Origin of the sequence: Flavobacterium saccharophilum (assembly GCF_900142735.1) — a bacterium.
GTDB lineage: Bacteria > Bacteroidota > Bacteroidia > Flavobacteriales > Flavobacteriaceae > Flavobacterium > Flavobacterium saccharophilum.
On sequence record NZ_FRBY01000006.1, the window covers coordinates 195,275 to 215,133 of the forward strand.

At 33.5% G+C, this 19,859-nt stretch carries 14 protein-coding genes; 6 read left to right on the forward strand and 8 right to left on the reverse strand.

The features are described from left to right. Window positions 1-5: 5 nt before the first annotated feature. Window positions 6-2,948: a SusC/RagA family TonB-linked outer membrane protein gene (locus BUA98_RS19345; RefSeq protein ID WP_072975199.1), complete on the reverse strand. Its 2,943-nt coding sequence runs from the start codon at window positions 2,946-2,948 to the stop codon at window positions 6-8. Between the two features lie 938 nt (window positions 2,949-3,886). On the opposite strand from BUA98_RS19345, the gene BUA98_RS19350 reads away from it, so the two are divergent. After that, window positions 3,887-7,945 (forward strand): hybrid sensor histidine kinase/response regulator transcription factor, encoded by a 4,059-nt coding sequence (locus BUA98_RS19350; protein ID WP_072975201.1) that lies wholly within the window; start codon window positions 3,887-3,889, stop codon window positions 7,943-7,945. 526 nt (window positions 7,946-8,471) lie between these two features. Further along, window positions 8,472-9,566, forward strand: coding sequence for a Ppx/GppA phosphatase family protein (locus BUA98_RS19355; protein WP_072975203.1), 1,095 nt, complete (start codon window positions 8,472-8,474; stop codon window positions 9,564-9,566). 129 nt (window positions 9,567-9,695) lie between these two features. On the opposite strand, the gene BUA98_RS19360 is transcribed toward BUA98_RS19355, so the two are convergent. From BUA98_RS19360 to BUA98_RS19375, 4 genes are all read right to left on the reverse strand, one after another. Continuing rightward, complete coding sequence (locus tag BUA98_RS19360; protein WP_072975205.1) at window positions 9,696-10,001, reverse strand: hypothetical protein; 306 nt, start codon at window positions 9,999-10,001, stop codon at window positions 9,696-9,698. A 187-nt stretch (window positions 10,002-10,188) separates the two neighbouring features. Beyond that, on the reverse strand, window positions 10,189-10,719 hold the full coding sequence (locus tag BUA98_RS19365; protein ID WP_072975207.1) for a hypothetical protein: 531 nt from the start codon (window positions 10,717-10,719) through the stop codon (window positions 10,189-10,191). Between the two features lie 2 nt (window positions 10,720-10,721). Further along, window positions 10,722-11,339, reverse strand: a complete 618-nt coding sequence (locus BUA98_RS19370) for a cysteine hydrolase family protein (RefSeq protein WP_072975208.1) — start codon at window positions 11,337-11,339, stop codon at window positions 10,722-10,724. A gap of 251 nt (window positions 11,340-11,590) precedes the next feature. Beyond that, window positions 11,591-12,304, reverse strand: coding sequence for a leucine-rich repeat domain-containing protein (locus BUA98_RS19375; RefSeq protein ID WP_072975210.1), 714 nt, complete (start codon window positions 12,302-12,304; stop codon window positions 11,591-11,593). Window positions 12,305-12,484: 180 nt separating this feature from the next. Between BUA98_RS19375 and BUA98_RS19380 the strand changes: the two genes are divergently transcribed. Together BUA98_RS19380 and BUA98_RS19385 are read left to right on the forward strand one after the other, a co-directional pair. Beyond that, window positions 12,485-12,973, forward strand: coding sequence for a DUF1761 domain-containing protein (locus BUA98_RS19380; RefSeq protein WP_072975211.1), 489 nt, complete (start codon window positions 12,485-12,487; stop codon window positions 12,971-12,973). Window positions 12,974-13,090: 117 nt separating this feature from the next. Then, window positions 13,091-14,236, forward strand: a complete 1,146-nt coding sequence (locus BUA98_RS19385; RefSeq protein WP_072975213.1) for a peptidogalycan biosysnthesis protein — start codon at window positions 13,091-13,093, stop codon at window positions 14,234-14,236. 14 nt (window positions 14,237-14,250) lie between these two features. Here the strand turns inward: BUA98_RS19385 and BUA98_RS19390 are convergent, their stop codons facing one another. Further along, window positions 14,251-15,120, reverse strand: a complete 870-nt coding sequence (locus BUA98_RS19390; protein WP_072975214.1) for a diacylglycerol/lipid kinase family protein — start codon at window positions 15,118-15,120, stop codon at window positions 14,251-14,253. A 62-nt stretch (window positions 15,121-15,182) separates the two neighbouring features. On the opposite strand from BUA98_RS19390, the gene BUA98_RS19395 reads away from it, so the two are divergent. Then, window positions 15,183-16,145: an App1 family protein gene (locus BUA98_RS19395; RefSeq protein ID WP_072975216.1), complete on the forward strand. Its 963-nt coding sequence runs from the start codon at window positions 15,183-15,185 to the stop codon at window positions 16,143-16,145. A gap of 253 nt (window positions 16,146-16,398) precedes the next feature. Here BUA98_RS19395 and BUA98_RS19400 read toward each other — a convergent pair whose 3' ends face one another. Beyond that, window positions 16,399-18,312 (reverse strand): ABC-F family ATP-binding cassette domain-containing protein, encoded by a 1,914-nt coding sequence (locus BUA98_RS19400; RefSeq protein ID WP_072975218.1) that lies wholly within the window; start codon window positions 18,310-18,312, stop codon window positions 16,399-16,401. Between the two features lie 66 nt (window positions 18,313-18,378). Between BUA98_RS19400 and BUA98_RS19405 the strand changes: the two genes are divergently transcribed. Continuing rightward, complete coding sequence (locus tag BUA98_RS19405; protein ID WP_072975552.1) at window positions 18,379-18,762, forward strand: DUF983 domain-containing protein; 384 nt, start codon at window positions 18,379-18,381, stop codon at window positions 18,760-18,762. A 2-nt stretch (window positions 18,763-18,764) separates the two neighbouring features. On the opposite strand, the gene BUA98_RS19410 is transcribed toward BUA98_RS19405, so the two are convergent. Beyond that, window positions 18,765-19,814 carry an NAD(P)/FAD-dependent oxidoreductase gene (locus tag BUA98_RS19410; protein ID WP_072975219.1) on the reverse strand — a complete coding sequence of 350 codons (1,050 nt, stop codon included), beginning with the start codon at window positions 19,812-19,814 and terminating at the stop codon, window positions 18,765-18,767. Between the last annotated feature and the right edge of the window lie 45 nt (window positions 19,815-19,859).

Sequence of the window (19,859 nt, forward strand, 5' to 3'; positions counted from 1 at the left end):
CGCTATTAAAATTTAAGATTAAGACCAAATAAGATTGATCGTTGTCTTGGATAAATCGTTTTGTCTACACCGTTATTTGTAATTTCAGGGTCTAAACCACTGTATTTTGTAATTACAAAAACGTTCTGAACTCCAGTTGACACTCTTAATGAAGCTTTACTGTTTACCCAGTTGTTCAAAGTGTATCCTAACGTAATATTGTCCATTTTTAAGAAAGAGGCATTCTCTATATAAAGATCTGACAATACAACATTTGAGGTAGTCTGAAAATTAGTTTCTGTTACCTGAGATGGAATATTACTTAAAACCCCTCCGTTTTCCATAGCATCATATTGTGCTCTGCTGGCGTCTACAGCATTAAAAATTCGGTTACCAACACTTGCTCTTAAATTGAACGAAAAATCGAATTTCTTATAATTCATGTTAGATGCAAATCCTAATGTAAAATCAGGATCAGGATTATTATAAATGTATTTATCTGAATCGTTTTTGATGTTATCTCCATTTAAATCTGCAAAAGCCCCTTCAATTGGTTTTCCTTCGTTATTGTATAATTGTTTGTATACGTAGTACGAATAAGGAGTGTAACCTTCTCTGAAAATTTGCCCCGGAGTTCCTGTTCCTGCAATGTTGTCTCCTAAAAAGATATCGGTTCCGTTTACCAGATTTTTGATTCTTCTTTCGAATTTGGCCATATTAAAGTTCATGTTCCAGTTAAAATTTTCTGTTTTAACGGCATTCGCATTAATCGTAAACTCAACACCTTTTGTGGTAAAGCTACCTACGTTTTGATACACGCGATTAGAGAAATTACTACCATCAGATATAGCTGCATTTACTAACAAATCTTTAGATTCTTTGTAATACACATCAAGTCCGGCAGATAAGCGATTGTCTAAGAAACCAAAATCAAGACCTGCGTTGTAGGAAGTAGTTTCTTCCCATTTCAAATTGTTTGTTCTTTTTGAAGGAAGTGCAACCGGAACCGGGCTTTCGCCGAAGTAGTATTCAGAATTCCCACCACCAACCTGGTATTTTTGCAGGTATCCGTTTGGCTCAGGAATGTCCTGTTGTCCTGTTATACCCCAACTTAACCTTAATTTTAAGTCAGATAATGTACTGCTGTCTTTAAAGAAATCTTCTTTGATTTTCCATGCAAAAGCTGCAGATGGAAAATTCCCCCAACGATTGGCTTCCTCAAATCTTGATGAACCATCTCGTCTGTAAGACATCGTTAATAAATACTTATCTCTAAAATTTAGATTTGTTCTGGCAAAGAATCCTATTAAAACAACATCTGTATCGAGAGTGGTTTCAGGAAATGTTGATGGCAAATCAGGGTTTAGGATATTACCTGTTTCAAATCTTGAACTTTGAAATTTTTGATACGAATAACCACCAGTAGCTTCAAAATTCAATGCATTAAAAGTTTTATTATAAACTAAGTAACTATCTAATAATTTGTTTTTTCTGGTTGCTTCTGTATATTCATTTGTCCCGTAAGGAATGTTATTGTTTGATGGAGCAGAACCGGCATCAGCACCAACCAATCTTGTTCTTTCTCCATTTGATTCATCATAACCAACATTCATAACAGCTCGTAAAGCAGGCAAAAAGTGAAATTTATAATCTATTTCAAAATTTCCAAAAATTCTGTCATTCGTCCCTCTATCGTTTGTATTCAACAATTGCGAAACAGGATTTCTTGCTGCAGTTGATACTAATGGATAATTTCCGTTGGCATCAATTCCGGTAGTATATTCAAAATAACCGCCATAAGGTGCGCCTTCCACTTTTATTGGCTGCGTTGGATCAAAACCAATAGCAGCTCCCTCAACAGCATCTGTAAATCTGTTTTTTTCATCTGTATAATTAGCTGAAAGCCTTAATTTTAAATGATTGTCAAGAAACGCCGGATTCATTACTAAACCAACCGTGTTTCTTTTGAAAGTGTTCGTTAAACGCAATCCTTGCTGATCTGTATTTCCCAGTGTTAAACTTGTTGGAATGATATTGAATAAACTTCCTCTAACGGCTAAACTTTGGTCTACCGTTCCGGTATTTCTGTAAATTGCTTTTTGCCAATCTGTATTTGCCGTTCCCAGTTTACTTAGATCATCGCTTCTTCTGTCTGCAATAACGCTTCTAAATTCATCTGCACTAAAAACGTCAACCGTTTTAGTTAATGTACCAGCTGCATATTGAACATTATAATCTACAGATAATGTTTTGCTTCCTTTTTTAGTAGTGATAATAATAACACCATTTGAAGCTCGGGAACCATAAATCGCAGAAGCTGATGCATCTTTTAAAACCGTAATAGATTCTACAGTTGCAGGATTTAATGAGGCTAAAAAGGAAGAAGATCCTGTATTGGTAGTATTATCAAGCGGTAATCCGTCAATAACAATAAGAGGATCATTACTTGCAAAAAGCGAACTTCCTCCTCGAATTCTAATTTGAGAACTAGAACCCGGAGCACCAGTTGAATTTACGGTCAAACCAGCTACTCTACCGTTAAGCAGATTTTCTGTTGTAATATTATTTCCTTTATTAAAGTCTTTGGTCGTAAGTGCCGTAACAGATCCTGTTGCATCTTTCTTTTTTACACTTCCGTAACCGACCTGAACTACTACTTCTTTTAGTAGATTGGTATCTTCTTCAAGATAAACCGTTATGTTTTTTTGTCCGGTAACTGAAATAGTCTGATTGGAATAACCGGTATAAGAAAACGTAATTTGACTATTTGCTTTTACTCCGGATAATTGAAATTTTCCATCGAAGTCCGTAGAGGCACTAATGTTTGCCCCTACTACTTTTATGTTTACTCCTGGTATGGGCTGTCCGGAGGCTTTTTCCAGGACAACTCCGCCTATTGTGTTCTGGGCAAAAACACAAAAAGGAAGTAAGAGTAATAAAAGTAAAAATTTGGTTTTAATTATTTTCATACTTTTTAAATTGGGTTGGTTTAAGTTAGTGTTTATTACTATAAGTGTTGGTTACAAAATGATCGAAAGAATATTAGTCTGCTCTTTCTTTTACAATGAGAAAAGGTTTCCCGATGTCAATTTTAATTGGAATGTTGGTCATGTTTAAATTGTTTTTGGTTAAGATAATTGGTTAGTTTGTTTGCATTGACTTACGCTGAATAAAAAAATAACATTATTACTCAAACGTTATAGCTTATCAATGCACTCTGCAAATTAAGTACAGAGCATCTTATTAAGACAGGGAAAAAATCATTTATAAAAGGGGACAATTTCGTAAAAGTGTACACACGACACTTTATAAAAGCATATTCTGTAATTTTTTAGTTTAAAAAAAATCAAAACACGAATTATTTACCTTTAAAATAATCGATTTAATAATTAAACAGCCTGTTGTTTTTAATCGGTTTATTCTCAAAAAAAACAAACCCATCTCAAAATATTTGTAGAGAAAAAAAATTACCACAGAGTTCACAAAGGAATTCCACAAAGTTCACAAAGGTTTGGACCAAGTCAATCATGTATAGCTTTGCGAACTTAATAAAGCCAATTACAAAGACACCGAAAAAAATACTTTGCGTGCTTTGCGGTAAAATTTACCACAGAGTTCACAAAGGAATTCCGCAAAGTTCACAAAGTTTAGATCAAATCAATCACATACAGCTTTGCGAACTTATTAAAGCCAATTAGAAACACACCGAAAAAATATTTTGCGTGCTTTGCGGTAAAATTAACTGCAAACAAAACAAATGTTATTTTTAAGCATTACATAATAATGTGTTAATTTCGCAAAGTATCAAATTTCAAATATATTCACTTAAAAAATTGATTCAGCTTTTAGATCGCATCCCTTTTATTTTTCGTATATCAGAGAACAGCATGCTTTTAAAAAAATTTCTATGAATAAGTTAATGTTCTTTCTTGTTATTAGTCTTTTGCACCTAAATGCATCTGGACAGAATTACCCGATAAGACATCTTGATATTTCATCAGGACTTTCGAACAATTCTGTTGCCTCTATATATCAGGATCAAAACGGTTATATGTGGTTCGGAACTTTTGATGGATTGAACAGATATGATGGAAATGATTTTAAAATTTACCGCCATATTCATACTGATCCAAATTCTATTCAGGGAAATGCTATTAGCTGTATCGAAGGTGACTTTCAAAATAATTTGTGGATAGGAACAACGGCAGGGCCAGTAGTTTTTAATGCTGAACGATCTTCTTTTAGTCCGCTGCAATATTATGATACGAACAAAAAAATCAAACCTTTAAACGTTACCGCCTACGAAATAATTGCGGTACATTCTTTACACATCATTCTCGTTGCTACAAAAGAGGCAATCGTAGTTTATAAAGAAGGTGAGAAAATTGGAACAGCGATACCTTTCAACGGAAAATTAAATTACATCGCAAGATCAATATCTTATAACGCGAAAAAACAAATTTTCTATGTTTTTATTACCGGAACTGGTCTTTGTCAATATGATATTAAATCAAAAAAAATAACGCTTCTCAATAATACCATTACAGGTGCCAATTGCATTAAACTGACAAATGAAGGGCTCTGGATTGGATCAGACGAAGGGGCATACTTGTATAATCACAATCAAAATACTTATTCTGAAAATTACTTTTCGGAAAAAACGGTTGTACGCGATTTTTATCAGCAGGAAAACAGACTATGGATTGCCACTGATGGAGCTGGTCTTTACACCATTACAAAAAATCAGGATGTTCCTGTTCTTTATCGTGCTAACGGCCCTGTTTCATTGCTTAACAGTAAATCTTTGTATGATATCCTTCAAAGCAAAAACGGCGAAATGTGGTTTGGAACCTTGCGTGGCGGCGTAAGTATGATGGGCAAAAAACCGCTCGATTTTAATCATTTTAAAAGCAAAGATCCCCTGACCAATAAGGAAGATGAAGATCCTGCCGCCAACTTCATGCTTTCTTTCTGCGAAGATGAAAAGAAAAATATCTGGATTGGTACTGATGGGGCCGGAATGCGCTACTGGAACAGAAAACAAAACACTTACGACGTTTACTCTACAACCTCGTCTGCGGGTAGAAAAATTCAGAGCAATTTTGTTACAAGCATCGTCTGGGATTCTGAGAATGCCATATGGGTTGCTATGTGGAAAGGCGGAGTTTGCCGTATTGATCTCAAATCAAAAGCAATTCAGAATTTCTCCATTTACAATCAAATCACTAAAAAAGCAGAACAGGAATCCTGGCTGCTGTTTATCGATTCAAAAAAAACACTTTGGCTTGCCGTTACTAACGGTGGAGCACTATATCAATTTGATAAAAAGCAAAATAAGTTCGTCTGTTACAGTACAACTTTGCGAGATGTTACTTGTCTCTATGAGACCAAAGATGGAAAAATATGGGGCGGAACATTTAATTCTTTTTTTGAGATCGAACCCAAAACAAAAAAAGTAAAAAACTATCATTCCGATTATACTATCAGATGCATAACAGAAGATCAGAACAAAAATCTTTGGATTGGTACTGTTGAAGGAGGTTTGCTTTTATTCAATCGAAAAACGGACACTTTCAAAAAGTATACTACACAAAACGGTCTTTCGAGCAATACAATACTTCGCCTTTTAGAAGACAAAAAAGGAGATTTATGGATGAGCACGTATCACGGAATTTCAAGACTGAATCCTAAGAATAATACTTTCAGAAATTTTGGTGTTTCTGATGGACTTCAGGGCAATCAATTTAGTTGGAATGCCGGCACCAAACTTTCTACTGGAGAATTTATTTTTGGAGGTATAAACGGATTCAATGTTTTTGATCCGGACAATATAAAAGACAAAAAAAATACCGGCAAATTTTTATTAAATGATTTATTGGTAAACAACCAGTCTTTAAAATTAGACAGTCCTTATATCACAGAAAAAAAACTCGAGATGATAAGTGCTGCCGAACTTCCTTATGAAAAATCGGCATTGAGTTTTGATTTTGTTTATCTTGATTATGTTAATTCTGAAAAAATTAATACCGCTTATTTTCTCGAAGGCTGGGACAAAGACTGGAATTATACCTCAAAGAATAACAGGGCAAATTATTCCAGGTTGACGGAGGGAACTTATACTTTCAAGGTAAAAACAACCGATGTTTTTGGAAACTGGACTAACGAAGTAACGCTGGCAACGGTAAAAATCCTTCCACCGTGGTACAGAACATGGTGGGCTTATACCTTTTATCTCATCGCTGCTGCAGGTGCCATTTATGCGTACGTAGGTTATCATAAAAATAAAGAAAGACTGCGCTACGAAATAAAACTGACCCGTATGGAGCATAAAAAAGACAAAGAACATGCTGAAAAACAGTTTTCTATGTTTACTTATATGGCTCATGAATTGCGCACTCCCCTTTCTTTGATTATAAATCCGCTAAAAAGTGCTATTGAGAGAAAAAACCGTTCTGAGGATGATCTTGACTTGAATCTTGCCTATAAAAATGCCAAGAGATTGTTGAGCCTTACCGATCAGTTACTGTTGTTTAGAAAAGCAGAAACGGATCTCGATGAACTCAAAATTTCAAAGATTAATCTAAACAGCTTGTGCCGTGAAATCTATGACAGCTTTACTCAAATGGCGGCGGTTAAAAGTTTAAATTATCAGTTTATTGAAGAAAAAACACCCGCCGAAATATATGGCGATTATGAAAAAATAGAGATTACACTGTTTAATTTAATTTCAAATGCTTTCAAATTCACGCCTAACAAAGGATCTATAAGCATTGAGATAATAGAGAATACCACTGATGTTTCTATTATTATATCAGACACCGGGAGCGGAATTGCTGAGAATGATATTGATACTATTTTTGAAGAATTCAAGCAAGGTCAGTCTAAAGCCAGCAACGGTTTTGGAATAGGTCTCTACGTTGCCAAATATTTTGTAACTAAACATCATGGCGAAATATCGTGCAAAAGCGAAGTAGGAAAAGGCACTTCGTTCACTATTGTACTCCCTAAAGGAAAGACTCATTTTGCAGAAATGAGCATCAATGAAAATTATCCGAAAATGTCGCCTCTTGTAGGGGAACTTCTGGAAGGAATGCCTGCAGATAATCAAAATAGAAATCAATCCTCAACTCCTGAAAATATACAGGAGGAATTAATCAGTACAAAAAAAGTATTGCTGATTGTGGAAGACAATCCCGAAATGAATCATTATCTGGTACAGCTTTTCTCCAATAATTATATTGTTTATTCGGCAGCAAATGGACTTGAAGGATTAAAACTTGTCGAAAAACACATGCCTGATATTGTACTAAGTGATATTTCTATGGAAGGTATGAACGGTATGGATTTATGCAAAAAAATCAAACAAAGTGATGATTTAAGCCATATTCCGGTAATACTTCTTACGGCTACAACCAGCAATGATATTCATTTAAAAAGCATTACTGAAGGTGCAGACGATTATGTCACGAAACCTTTTGACAGCGATATACTTCTGGCGCGTGTAGATGCTGTTCTTCGAAACAGAGGACAATTGCGCAAGTATTTCTTAGACAGCATTACACTTCGTGAAAATGTCAATAAGGTTCCTACTGAATACAAAGAGTTTCTTGACAAATGTATCGAAATCGTAGAGGCCAATCTTGAAAACAGCGAGTTTAATCTAAAGACTTTTTCTGCTGCAATGGGTATGAGTCATTCCAGTCTTTACAAAAAGATTAAAGCAATTTCGGGACAAACCGTAAATGTTTTTATCAGATCGATTAGAATTCGTAGAGCGGCAGTAATTATGCTTACTGAGAATATTAATATCGCGCAGGTTGGCCCTCAGGTTGGTATAGAGGATCAGCGCTATTTCCGTCAACAATTCGTGAAATTGTTTGGAATGAAACCTTCAGAGTATATCAAAAAATATAGAAATTCTTTTAACAAGGAATTGAATATTATTCAGAAGAGAGATATTACCTAATTAGAATTCTTCCCGATAGTAAGGCAAAGCTTCTGAGAAATCTGGAGCTTTTTTTTTACACGGAAACCAATCTCTTTTTAGATTTCTAAAGAAAAAAATCTTACTCAAAATCTCCCTTTCTTAAGTCAAAAATCATTCACAAAATATAAAAAAATCCGGCGTTTTTTCGGCAGGTTTTCAATTTAACGCAAATAACAAAACATACGAAATCAACAATATTTTACTATTTTTAGAAGTTAACTTTAAAAAATAACAAGCAATACCCATCCATAACTAATAAAACATCTAACGTTTACCATTCTCTATCAGTAGGTTAGAAATGTAAAATCCTTATGTTCTATTTTAAAAAAAATCCATATTAATTTAATGCTATGTTTTCTTGAGAACTAGTCTATTTTACTAAATGATTTTATAAATTTGCGATCTTATTTTTAATACTTATTTCACAGTATTTAGACCTGATAATCAAACTATTCTTTCAGACTTTACTTAAAAATAAATAATAACATAACTACAATTAAATCCAATGCTTAAAAAAAACAAATCCCAAATTTTATTTTTTATTCTTTTCAATTTATTTTTTTCAATTACTTCATTTGCTCAAAAAAATCTTTATGCCGGAATTGAAATTGGACGAAGAGCTATAAAAGTTTCAGTTCTTGATGTTAACAATATCAGAAAAGCTGATTATGATATTTTGTATTTTTCAAATGACAGATTTAGTTTTGCTGACCATATTACGGCGAACGGCGAACTTACTCAGGATGATATTACCCAAGCTGGTGTTACAGTTATTAGCCAATTGAGTAAAATAAGAAAAGAGTTTAAGCTTCTTGAAGAAAACATTTTTATAGTTGCTGCTCCGGTTTTTGCATCTGCCCGTAACATTGATGTTTTAAAAAATAAAATCACTTCTTTAACTAATAAAAAGCTTGACATACTTAATGTTAATGAAGAACCTAAAACGTTGGTTAAGGGTGCTATTCCACCTGTAGATTATGCTAATGCTTTCCTTCTTGATATTGGTGCGCAAACTACCAAAGGAGGATACATCGATGAACTTGAAGATGACAAATTAGAATTTATACCTCTTGAACTGGATTTTGGTACAATGACACTTACTGATGCTGTGCAAAAAACAGTTTCCAATCAAAATCAAGTGAATGATATGTCGGTATATCAGGAAAAATCTTTTGACTTTAACACAGTTCTGCGCAAGAAGATCAAAGACCTACTTGATAAAAATCCTCTTTTATTAAAAAAAGAAAAAATCTATTTATCAGGTGGAGCTGTATGGGCCTTTGCAACATTGTATTATAATGAAAACATTAAAGAGCATTATGTTGCTTTAAGTATGGAAGACGTTCTTAATTATGATGCAATCCTGAAAAATAATTTCATCAAGTTTACTACCCTTTCTAAAACCAATAAGGAAGCCGCCAGAGTTTTAAGTACTTATGACCAGAAATACCTTATTTCTGCAAATAACATATTGGTGAGCCTCCTTGAAAGCATTCCAAATTTAGAGACAAAAAAAATATTCTTTGTAAAAGACGGACAAACAATCTGGCTTATCTCACATATTGCAGATCGTTCTAAAAAAGTAAATACTAATTTTTAGAGTATTTCTTTCTAGTCAGAATATTAAACCATAGCCTCAGATTTCTCTGAGGCTATGGTTTTTTTAACATAATAAAAAAAGACCGTTCTTGAGGAACGGTCTTTTGCTATTTTCAGCATTATAAAAAGCTTAAGCTCTAAACAAAGCGTATTTATTGTAGTTGAACAATACCTGGTCATACGGCACAAAAAGCGATTTTATTTTCTCTGAAGAAGCATTAAATGTGATTCCGTTATGTTTTCTAAACAAATAGATTTCTTTCAGACAGTTCGACAAACTTTGGTGTATTTCTGATGTAAAAGTTGGTAATTGTTTATCTCCTACTAATAAATCTATTTGATAATTAGAACTACTTTTAGACAAGTTATTTCCAATAATTCTTATTGTAAAAGTGGTCGCTTTTCCGTGTTGTTCACCTTGATACTGTACTACCATAATTTTAGTATTAAAAGTTTTAAAATTAATTTTTTCATCACTTCAACCTAATTTCAGTTGAATCGAATATTAAAGTTATGAAAAAATATAAGTTGTTTTACAAACTGATCTTAAATTATCAATTTGTGACAAAGTTATATAAAATTCTATTTTCAGAAATTCTTTACTCTTCTGTTTTTACAGAAATTTAATCCCACTTTCCAGCTAATACTTTATTGTGAATATCAGCTGCAAATAAAGGTGTTTCTTCATTATTATGCGCTTCTACATTTTGTAGCATCTGACTCTTTACCATTTCGAGATTTTCAATATTAGCCGCTTTTAATAAGGCTAAAAATTCGGGTGTTGAAATCACCATAACCTTATTTACAAACTCACAGCTATTTGCGGTTTTAGGTATAATTTTAATTTCCCATGTTATTCCTAATTTGGTTATTCCTAAGTCAGAAATCGAATCTGAAACCGAATTAAGCCTACAATGATTTTTCTCTCCAGTTTCTTCTATATAATGTTGTACAAGAAGATTACCTGCAATACGTTCAACATTTATTGACATCCTTTTTCCGTCCTGCGAAAGCGAAGTTCCTCCCGCAATATGGCTGACGGAGCAAGATTGATATTCCTGATCTTTTAACGTAAAAAGCCAATCTGCAATATCTATTTTTTCTGCCACACAATGAATTATTGCCGTTGCAGTACATTCAGCCAATATTTCCATTTTTATGATTCTAAAGTTTTAATAAATTCCTCTGCAGATAAAAGAGAATGTCCGTAATTCGGGAAATTTGTTTCTACCGTGGCTCTTATTTCTTCCTGATTAAAAGCTCCAATTCCATCCTTAATTAAAGTTACATGATACCCAAGTTCTACTCCGTATCTGGCAGTCGAATCAATACAGGTATTGGCGCGCATTCCGGCAATTATAATATGATCGATGTCGTACATTTTTAAAAGAAAATCGAGATCCGTATTGGCAAAACCACTCGCTGTCCAGTGATTTTGAGCTATCAAATCACCTTCTACAGCTAGGAGTTCGGGATGAAACTCAGCTCCCCAGCTCCCTTTTTCAAAAACTGTAAAATTTTTAGTCCCATTATGCGAGGGTGAAAAGAATTTCCAATTTAAATAATCTCCCTTTTGAGTATGCCTGTGAGGCGCATAAACTACCTGAATTTTATGTTTTCTGGCAGCAGTCAAAACCTTTTTTAGGTTCGCTATAACATTTCCAGCTTCCACGGTTTCTTTTACAAAAGGCCATAATTTTCCGTTTTCCGAAAGAAAATCATTAAACGGATCAATTAATATCAAAGCTGTTCTTTCATTTTGGTAAGTACTCATGATTTGAAATTTAGAAGTTACTTTAATTCCTCCTCAAAATTCAAACCCTACTATAATTGACTGATTAACAAATAGATAACTCATATTAAATTATTGATATACCGCTAATAACCTGATACACTTCGAAATATCAAAAAAACATTAAAATTTCAGGGCACAAAAAAAACCGTAATGTCTTACGGTTTTCAGCAATTAACTAAATATATTTAATCAACTTGTTTAACGAGAGTAATTTTCATTCATAAGCACGATTAATTTTGGGTAACAATGGTAGTTTCTTTTTCAGTATTAATTTCTAATAAATGTGGGGTTCCATCCTCATCAAACATAGTCATATTAAGCGGATCTAATAAGGCCAGGTTTTTCGAAACAGTTCCTTTAAATTTATTATAAGAAAGATTCATTTCAGATAAATTATGTAATTTTTCAAGTCCTTTCGGAATTTCGCCTTCAAAGCTATTATCAAACAAACTTAGGTTTTGCAAAGCGTGAAAATTTATTATTTCACTGCTCAAGGTTCCAGATAAATTATTGCTGTTTAAAAGTAAAACTTTCAACGTCGAAATTTGATAGATAGAACCGGGTAAATCACCCTGGATTTCATTATTAAATAACGAAAGTACTTCGAGTTGCTTTAATTTTCCAATCTCTGCGGGCAATTTTCCCTGCAAATTATTTTTATGCAAATCGATAGTTACTAAATTTATCAGATCAAAGAATTCAGCAGGCAACTCTCCTGTCAAATTATTATCATCTAAATACAGTCCAATTACTTTTCCATTTTCAGCCTGAACACCGTACCACGTTGACACAGAAAGCGATAAATCCCATTTAATTTTCCAATTTGCTCCATTTGTCGCATGGTAAAATTTAATTAAGGCATCTTTTTCTTTATCTGAGACAGTATCTGCATAAATATTCAATGAAAAAATAAAAGCTATAAAAAATAAGGTTAAGCTTTTCATAACAAAATTTGGGATTTGTTTACGGTTTAAAATTATGCAATTTCTAGATATAAAGCAGTAAATGTCGATAAAGTGTTAATAAGTATATATTTAACACTAATTATACTACTATATAAAAATCAACGAAGTGAATTGTTTTTTTGATTAAATTTGACCAACTAATTCTAAAAACCTCATATTATGGAAATTAACTTTATTGCATTGTTACTTGCTGGAATTGTCACACTTGTAACTGGTTTTATTTGGTACAATCCAAAAGTCTTTGGAACCATCTGGATGAAAGAAAACAATCTAACTGAAGAAGATCTCAAGACCGGAAATATGCTTAAAATCTTCGGATTTACTTATATTTTCTCTTTAATGATCACCGTAATTTTGATGGGATTAACCATTCATCAATCGGGAGCAGTTGGGATGGTAGGCGGCCCACCTTTGCTAGAAAGTGCAAAACCTTCATTTGCCGCTTTTATGGCAGATTACGGAACGGCTTATCGCACTTTTAAACATGGAGCACTTCATGGTTTCATGTCAGGATTGTTTTTTGCTTTACCGATAATTGGTATTAATGGTTTGTTTGAAAGAAAATCATGGAAATATATTTTTGTTCATGCCGGATATTGGATGTTAACTCTGACTTTAATGGGAGGAATTATCTGTGCTTTTGCATAAAATCATACATACAAAACCCGTTTGATATTCAATTTCAAACGGGTTTTCTTAATAATAACTTAAACCAGATCAGTTATTATAAATATTATCTAATTTTGAAAAAATTAGCTTCCACTTTTGACTACAACTTATTCTTTCGAAATATACAATAGCGCATCATTACTGCCTCAGGAATGGAATTCGCTGACATCTAATAACATTTTTTTGACGCGGGAATATCTTACGGTTCTTGAAAATTCGTGTCCGGTAAATATGATTTGCCATTTCATAGGAATTTTTGAAGAAAAGAAACTTGTTGGAATTGCCATAACCCAATTTTTGTTCGCAGAAAAACTAGAGTCTTTTGGAGATCGCGATCAGTGTTTAAAAACTTCGGTTCGTAATTTTGCTTTTAAAAACTTCGCTTCCCATGTTTTATTTGTTGGTAATAACATGCTAACAGGTCAGAATGCTTTTGCTTTTGATGAAGATATCAAGCAAGCAAAAGCAATTACAACACTCCATAAAGCAATTAATCAGCTTAAAAAAGAATTGAAAGCGAAAGGTAAAAAAGTACATATTACCAGTATAAAAGATTTTACTGAGACAGAGATTAAACCGCTGCAAGCCGAATTCAAAAACAATTATACGTTTTCGACACAGCCTAATATGATTTTTGAAATCAATGAAAACTGGAAAACGGAACAAGATTATATTGACGCTTTGTCTAAAAAATATCGCGATCAATACAAACGTGCGCGCAAAAAAGCGGAGGGAATTATAAAACAGAAAATGTCTTTAAATGATATTTTAAAATACGAAGACATCATTTATGATCTGTATTTTCATGTTGCAAAAAATGCTCCTTTTAACACCTTCTTTTTAGCCAGAAATCATTTTAGCTTTTTTAAGGAAATCATGAAAGATGATTTTTTACTGTATGGTTATTTTTTAGATGGAAAACTAATCGGCTTTAACACCTTAATAAAAAACGGAGCTATAATGGACACCTATTTCCTGGGTTATGACGAAAGTATTCAGCGTGACAAGATGTTGTATTTAAACATGCTTTACGACATGATTGCTTACTCCATAAATAAAGGTTTTAGAGAAATTGTTTTCGCCCGAACCGCACTTGAAATCAAAAGTTCTGTTGGTGCAAAACCGCTAAAAATGTATGGGTTAATTACACACAGTAATACACTGATCAATCATAATATTGCTCGTTTTTTTAATTATCTGGAACCAAAAACTGACTGGCAGGAACGTAATCCGTTTAAATAGTAAACTTTCGAAGTTTACGGAATGGCAATTTTCATCTGCTTGTGCAGAATATGAATCTCTAAGTCCGTTTGCGCTCCGCAGTATTCGCCATCAATTTGAAAACTCACCGGATAGTCAGTCTTTATAGTGGCTTTCTCTGTTGAGATAATCACAACGTCATCTGTATCAATTGGCATGTTACCGGTTATAATTTTTCCAATTAAAAGCAAATCAAGGTTTTTTAAAATGATCAGCTCAAATTTTCCGTCATTCATCGCTCCATTCGGATTAATCACTACACCTGTTCCGTACTTTTGAGAATTGGCAATAACAATCATTCTTGCGGTATGTTCGACAGTTTCATTATTTGCCGAAATTGTGGCTAAAAAAGGTTCATTAGAATCTTTTAAAGTAGTAAAAGCCTGAAGTGCATATCCCCAAATTCCGCGTAAATCGCCCTCTTCATAATTCTTAACCAAATCAGCATTGAGTCCAATATCACTTAAATGAATACTCTTTTTACCGTTGATACAAATCATATCCATTTCGATATAACGATTCAAAAAAGCAATTTTGAGATTCTCTTCAATCGTCGGCGGCAAATTTAAATCAACCGATAATCCGTTTGCAGAACCTGCTGGAAGGATTCCGATAATTACATCGTGTTCTTCCATTGCCTCAGCCACCATTTTTATGGTTCCGTCGCCACCTGCAACTATAATTCGTTCCGGTTTATATTGATTATAAAGCGTTTGTATGTTTTTCTGGTCACTTTTACCGGTAGTTTCATAAACCTCCAGATCAAAACGATTTGTTGTTGCAAACTCCTCAACAGCCTCGATTAAATCGGATTTATCAAGGTCACCAGATATAGGATTTACAACAAATATGATATTCTTTTTCAAAATTTTATTTTTAAAGTCAATTAAAATAATTAATTTACAACATATATAAATATACGTAATTAATGAAACCTATACTACAATTATATCGCGGTTATGCCAATGAACAAGAATTGATTGTTATGGGACATGTTTTCAAAAGAACTTACAATTATGATTTCCAGAAGAAAAACTTCAAAAATGCCCGTTCAATTATTAATCAGTTTAGGATAAAAACACTTCAAAATTTTGATGTTTATCTTAAACTTGGCGATCAGGAAATCCACTCCAAAACACTGGATGACGGTTATTTTAAATTTTGTATTCCGCTTGACAAAGAATTTAGTTTTGGATGGATGGAATATGAAGTTAGCATAAAATACAAATCGGAAATAATAACAGCAATTGGCAGTTTTATTAGACCTCACAAAGGAAATCTCGGAATCATTTCAGACATTGACGATACTTTTTTGATTTCCCACACCAGAAATGTCTTCAAAAAAATGTATATTCTTTTGTTTAAAAATGTAAATGATAGAAAGGTTTTTAAAGATGTTGTACCACATTTTCAAGCCTTAAGTTCGGCTGGAAGAAACAATAAAGAAGAGGAAAATGCTTTTTTTTACATCTCTAGCAGCGAATGGAATTTATACCGGTTTATTGTAAAGTTTACGAAAATACATAAGCTACCAAGAGCGGTTATTTTACTAAAAGATATTAAACGCGGCATTACTGATTTCTTCATGAGCGGAAGAGGCAATCACAATCATAAATTTGATAAAATAAAACATGTTTTGGAATTTTATCCGAATCTTAAATATGTTTTATTGGGAGATGATTCACAGCATGATCCGTTTTTATATGAACAAATCTGTAAAATATTTCCTGTTACCGTAAAAGCGGTTTACATAAGACAAACAGGTAAATTTCAAAAAAAATCTACGAAAGCTATTTTGAAAAACTTAGAAAACTTAGAAGTTTCTGTTTGCTATTTTAAAGATAGCAGTCAGGCAATTATGCATTCTAAATCTATTGGGATTATTAAGTAAATATTGTGGCTATTAGCACGCGGATGACGCGGATTATAGCGGATTTATTTTGCAGATGAAAAACTTGATACAAAAATTTTCAATTGAAACCGATTGTCCTAGCCCAGATTGAAGAGAAAAGCCCGGAGCAAAAAAAGCCAATTTTTCTTGCCGGAAAACAGCGACCAACGGAAGCTCGTTTTATGGCTTAGAAAAATTAGCTTTTTTTGTGAGGACTTGAAACGAAAAGCTAGATCAGCTCCTGAAAATCATCTTAAGCATTAAAATTATCAATTTCTTCCTGAACGATTTCCCAGTCCAAAAGTAATTGATCTAAATCTGCTTTCTTTTTATTATATGCAGTAAAAAAAGAGGCATCTTCGATATGTTTATCATAATTAGAAGCCAACATTTTATCGTCGTGCTGAATGTCTTTTTCTAATTGTTTGATCTGACTCTCCACTTTACTCAATCGGTTTTGAAGCGATTTTCCTTTTTTCTGATCTTCGTATGACGCTTTGTTCGTCTCTTTTGGAGCAGCAGCTTTGGCAACATCTTTTTTCTCGACTTCACGCATGTTTTCAAGATTGCGCTGTTCTAAGAAATAGTTGATATCACCTAAATATTCTTTGATTTTTTGGTCTTTGAATTCGTACACGATATTCGACATTCCCTGAAGGAAATCCCTGTCGTGCGAAACCAATAATAAAGTTCCACCAAATTTTTGAAGTGCCGCTTTCAATACATTCTTAGATTTAATATCTAAGTGATTCGTAGGCTCATCCATTAGCAAAACGTTGATTGGCTGTAGTAATAACTTACAAAGTGCCAAACGGTTACGTTCGCCTCCTGAAAGTACTTTTACCTTTTTCTCTACATCATCTCCACGGAACAAAAATGACCCTAACATGTCACGAACTTTAGAACGGTTCGTGTCCATTGCAGCATCTTCCATCGTTTGAAGTAACGTAATTTCTCCATCCAAATATTCAGCCTGATTTTGAGCAAAATATCCTAATTGAACATTGTGGCCCAATTTGATATTACCCTGATATTCAAATTCATTTACAATGGCTTTAATAAAAGTTGATTTTCCCTGACCATTCTGACCCACAAAAGCAATTTTACTTCCACGTTCTACCAGTAAATCAATATCTTTTAAAATAACTTTATCACCGTAAGCCTTCGTTACATGCTCCGCTTCTACCACTACTCTTCCAGGTTCTTTTGAAACTGGAAAAGAAATATTCATTACCGAATTGTCGTCTTCATCAACTTCAATTCGTTCTACTTTATCTAACTTTTTAATCAACGATTGCGCCATCGAAGCTTTAGAAGCTTTTGCACGGAATTTCTCGATTAATTTTTCTGTTTCTTCAATTTTCTTAGCCTGATTCTTTTGAGTTGCCAATTGCTTTTCACGAATTTCATGACGCAATTCCAAATATTGAGAATAAGGTTTATTGAAATCGTATGCTTTTCCTAATGAAATTTCAATCGTACGATTCGTAACATTATCAAGGAACATTTTATCGTGCGATACAATCACCACAACTCCGGGATAATTACGAAGGAAACTCTCTAACCAGATGATACTTTCGATATCTAAGTGGTTGGTTGGCTCATCCAGAAGCAATACGTCATTGGATTGCAATAATAGCTTCGCCAATTCGATACGCATTCTCCAACCTCCTGAAAATGTTTCGGTTTGGTTATTGAAAACTTCTCTTTTAAAACCAAGTCCTAAAAGAATTTTCTCTGTATCTCCCACATAATTATAACCTCCAAGTAGGTCAAAACGATGGGTATAATCAGATAAATCTTCAATGATCTGGCTATATTCTTCACTCTCATAATCGGTTCTGGTAACCAATTGATGATTGATTTGTTCTAATTTTTTCTCTACAATCTTAATTTCAGTAAAAGCTTCATAAGCTTCTTCTAATACAGTTCTTCCTTGTTCAAAATCGATATCCTGACGTAAAAATCCCATTCGGATATCTTTCTCCTGGGAAATAACTCCAGAGTCAGGAGCAAAATCTCCCGCTAACATTTTAAGCATTGTAGACTTACCCGCTCCGTTTTTACCAACAAGACCAACGCGGTCCCCGGCTCCTAAACGAAAAGTAACTTCTTCAAATAAATATGTTCCACCAAAAGAAACTGAAAGATTGTGTATATTAAGCATAATTTGTGACTATTGTTACAAGCAGTAAAGGTTTAAAAAATGTACCTTTGTTTAAATTTTTTGCAAATGTTAAAAAAAGGATCCAAACTAAATAGTATTTTAACAGGAAGTTGTCCAAAATGTCAAAATGAGAGCATGTATTCGGACAAAAATCCGCTTCATTTGACTAAAGTTCTCAAAATGAACGAAAATTGCAGTCATTGCGGATTAAAATATCAAATCGAACCTTCGTTTTTTTACGGTGCAATGTATGTAAGTTATGGACTAAATGTTGCTGTAGGAATTGCAGCTTTTATTGTTTCATTTGTTTTCTTTGGCGCTTCTATTGAACAATCGTTTTTAGCGATCGTTATAACCCTGATTGTATTATTTCCTTTCGTCTTACGACTTTCACGAAACTTGTACATTAATATGTTTATTTCATACGATCCAAATGCCGGAAAAAAATAATCCTATTTTCTTTTTTTATAGAATCGCTGAATGTCTATTGTAGGATCTAAAGGCTTGTTGTTTTCTATATAATCAAATAAATCCTTCGCCATTGCTGGCCCGAGCATCACGCCACGTGTACCTAAGCCATTTAATAAATGTAAGGAACTATACTTATCATTTGTCCCAATTATGGGTCTTCTATCTTTAACTGTTGGTCTTACGCCTCCAAAATGAGAAACGATTTCAAAATCGCAGTTGATAATTTCCTGAATACGTTCGACTAATTCCGTTTTTCCTTCTTCAGTCGGTTCATCTGTTTTGTCTTTCCAATTATATGTTGCACCCACTTTAAACAAATGATTCCCTAAGGGCAAAATAAAGACGCTGGTGTTGACAATTACATCTAAATCTAGTTCTGGTGCTTTTATAATAAAGAGTTCTCCTTTGGTGCCATCTAACGGCAAATCCTGAAAAAATGGATTTGCATGTAAACCAAAACCTTCTGCAAATATTATATGTTTAGCTTTGATGTCTTTGTATTCAACATGATCATCACTTACTACCAAAGTATCATGTTGAAATGATTCCTGCAGCAATAATTTATTTTCCATTAAATACGCCTGATACTTATCAAGTAAAAGTGATGTATCAACATAACCCGTATGCAAAACTTCACCATAATCAAAAGGAGAATCTATTCCGAAATACTTTTTGAATATTAATTTAGTCGAAAGAAACGGAGCTAACAACGGTTTATCTGAAGCTGCAAACCAGTTATTCTGTTCTTCAATAGAGAAAAACTTTCTAAGAATTGGAAGTTTAAAATTTACCTTCGCTTCTAGTTTAGCTTCAATAGTACTGTAGAAATCTTCCATCAAAACCAATTGTTCTTCTGCTTTCCAAACTTCACTAAAGCGTTTTAAGATCACTGGATTATACAATCCACCAGCAACTCTCGATGATATTTGAGATTTATCATCAATCACTAAAATAGATTTGTTGTTTTTAAGGGCAATTTCAGCAAAAGAAATCCCTGCTAATCCAGATCCGACAATTATATAATCTAACATGTAGTATAGGTAAAAAAATAGAAAAACTCTTACTACAAAGGTAGT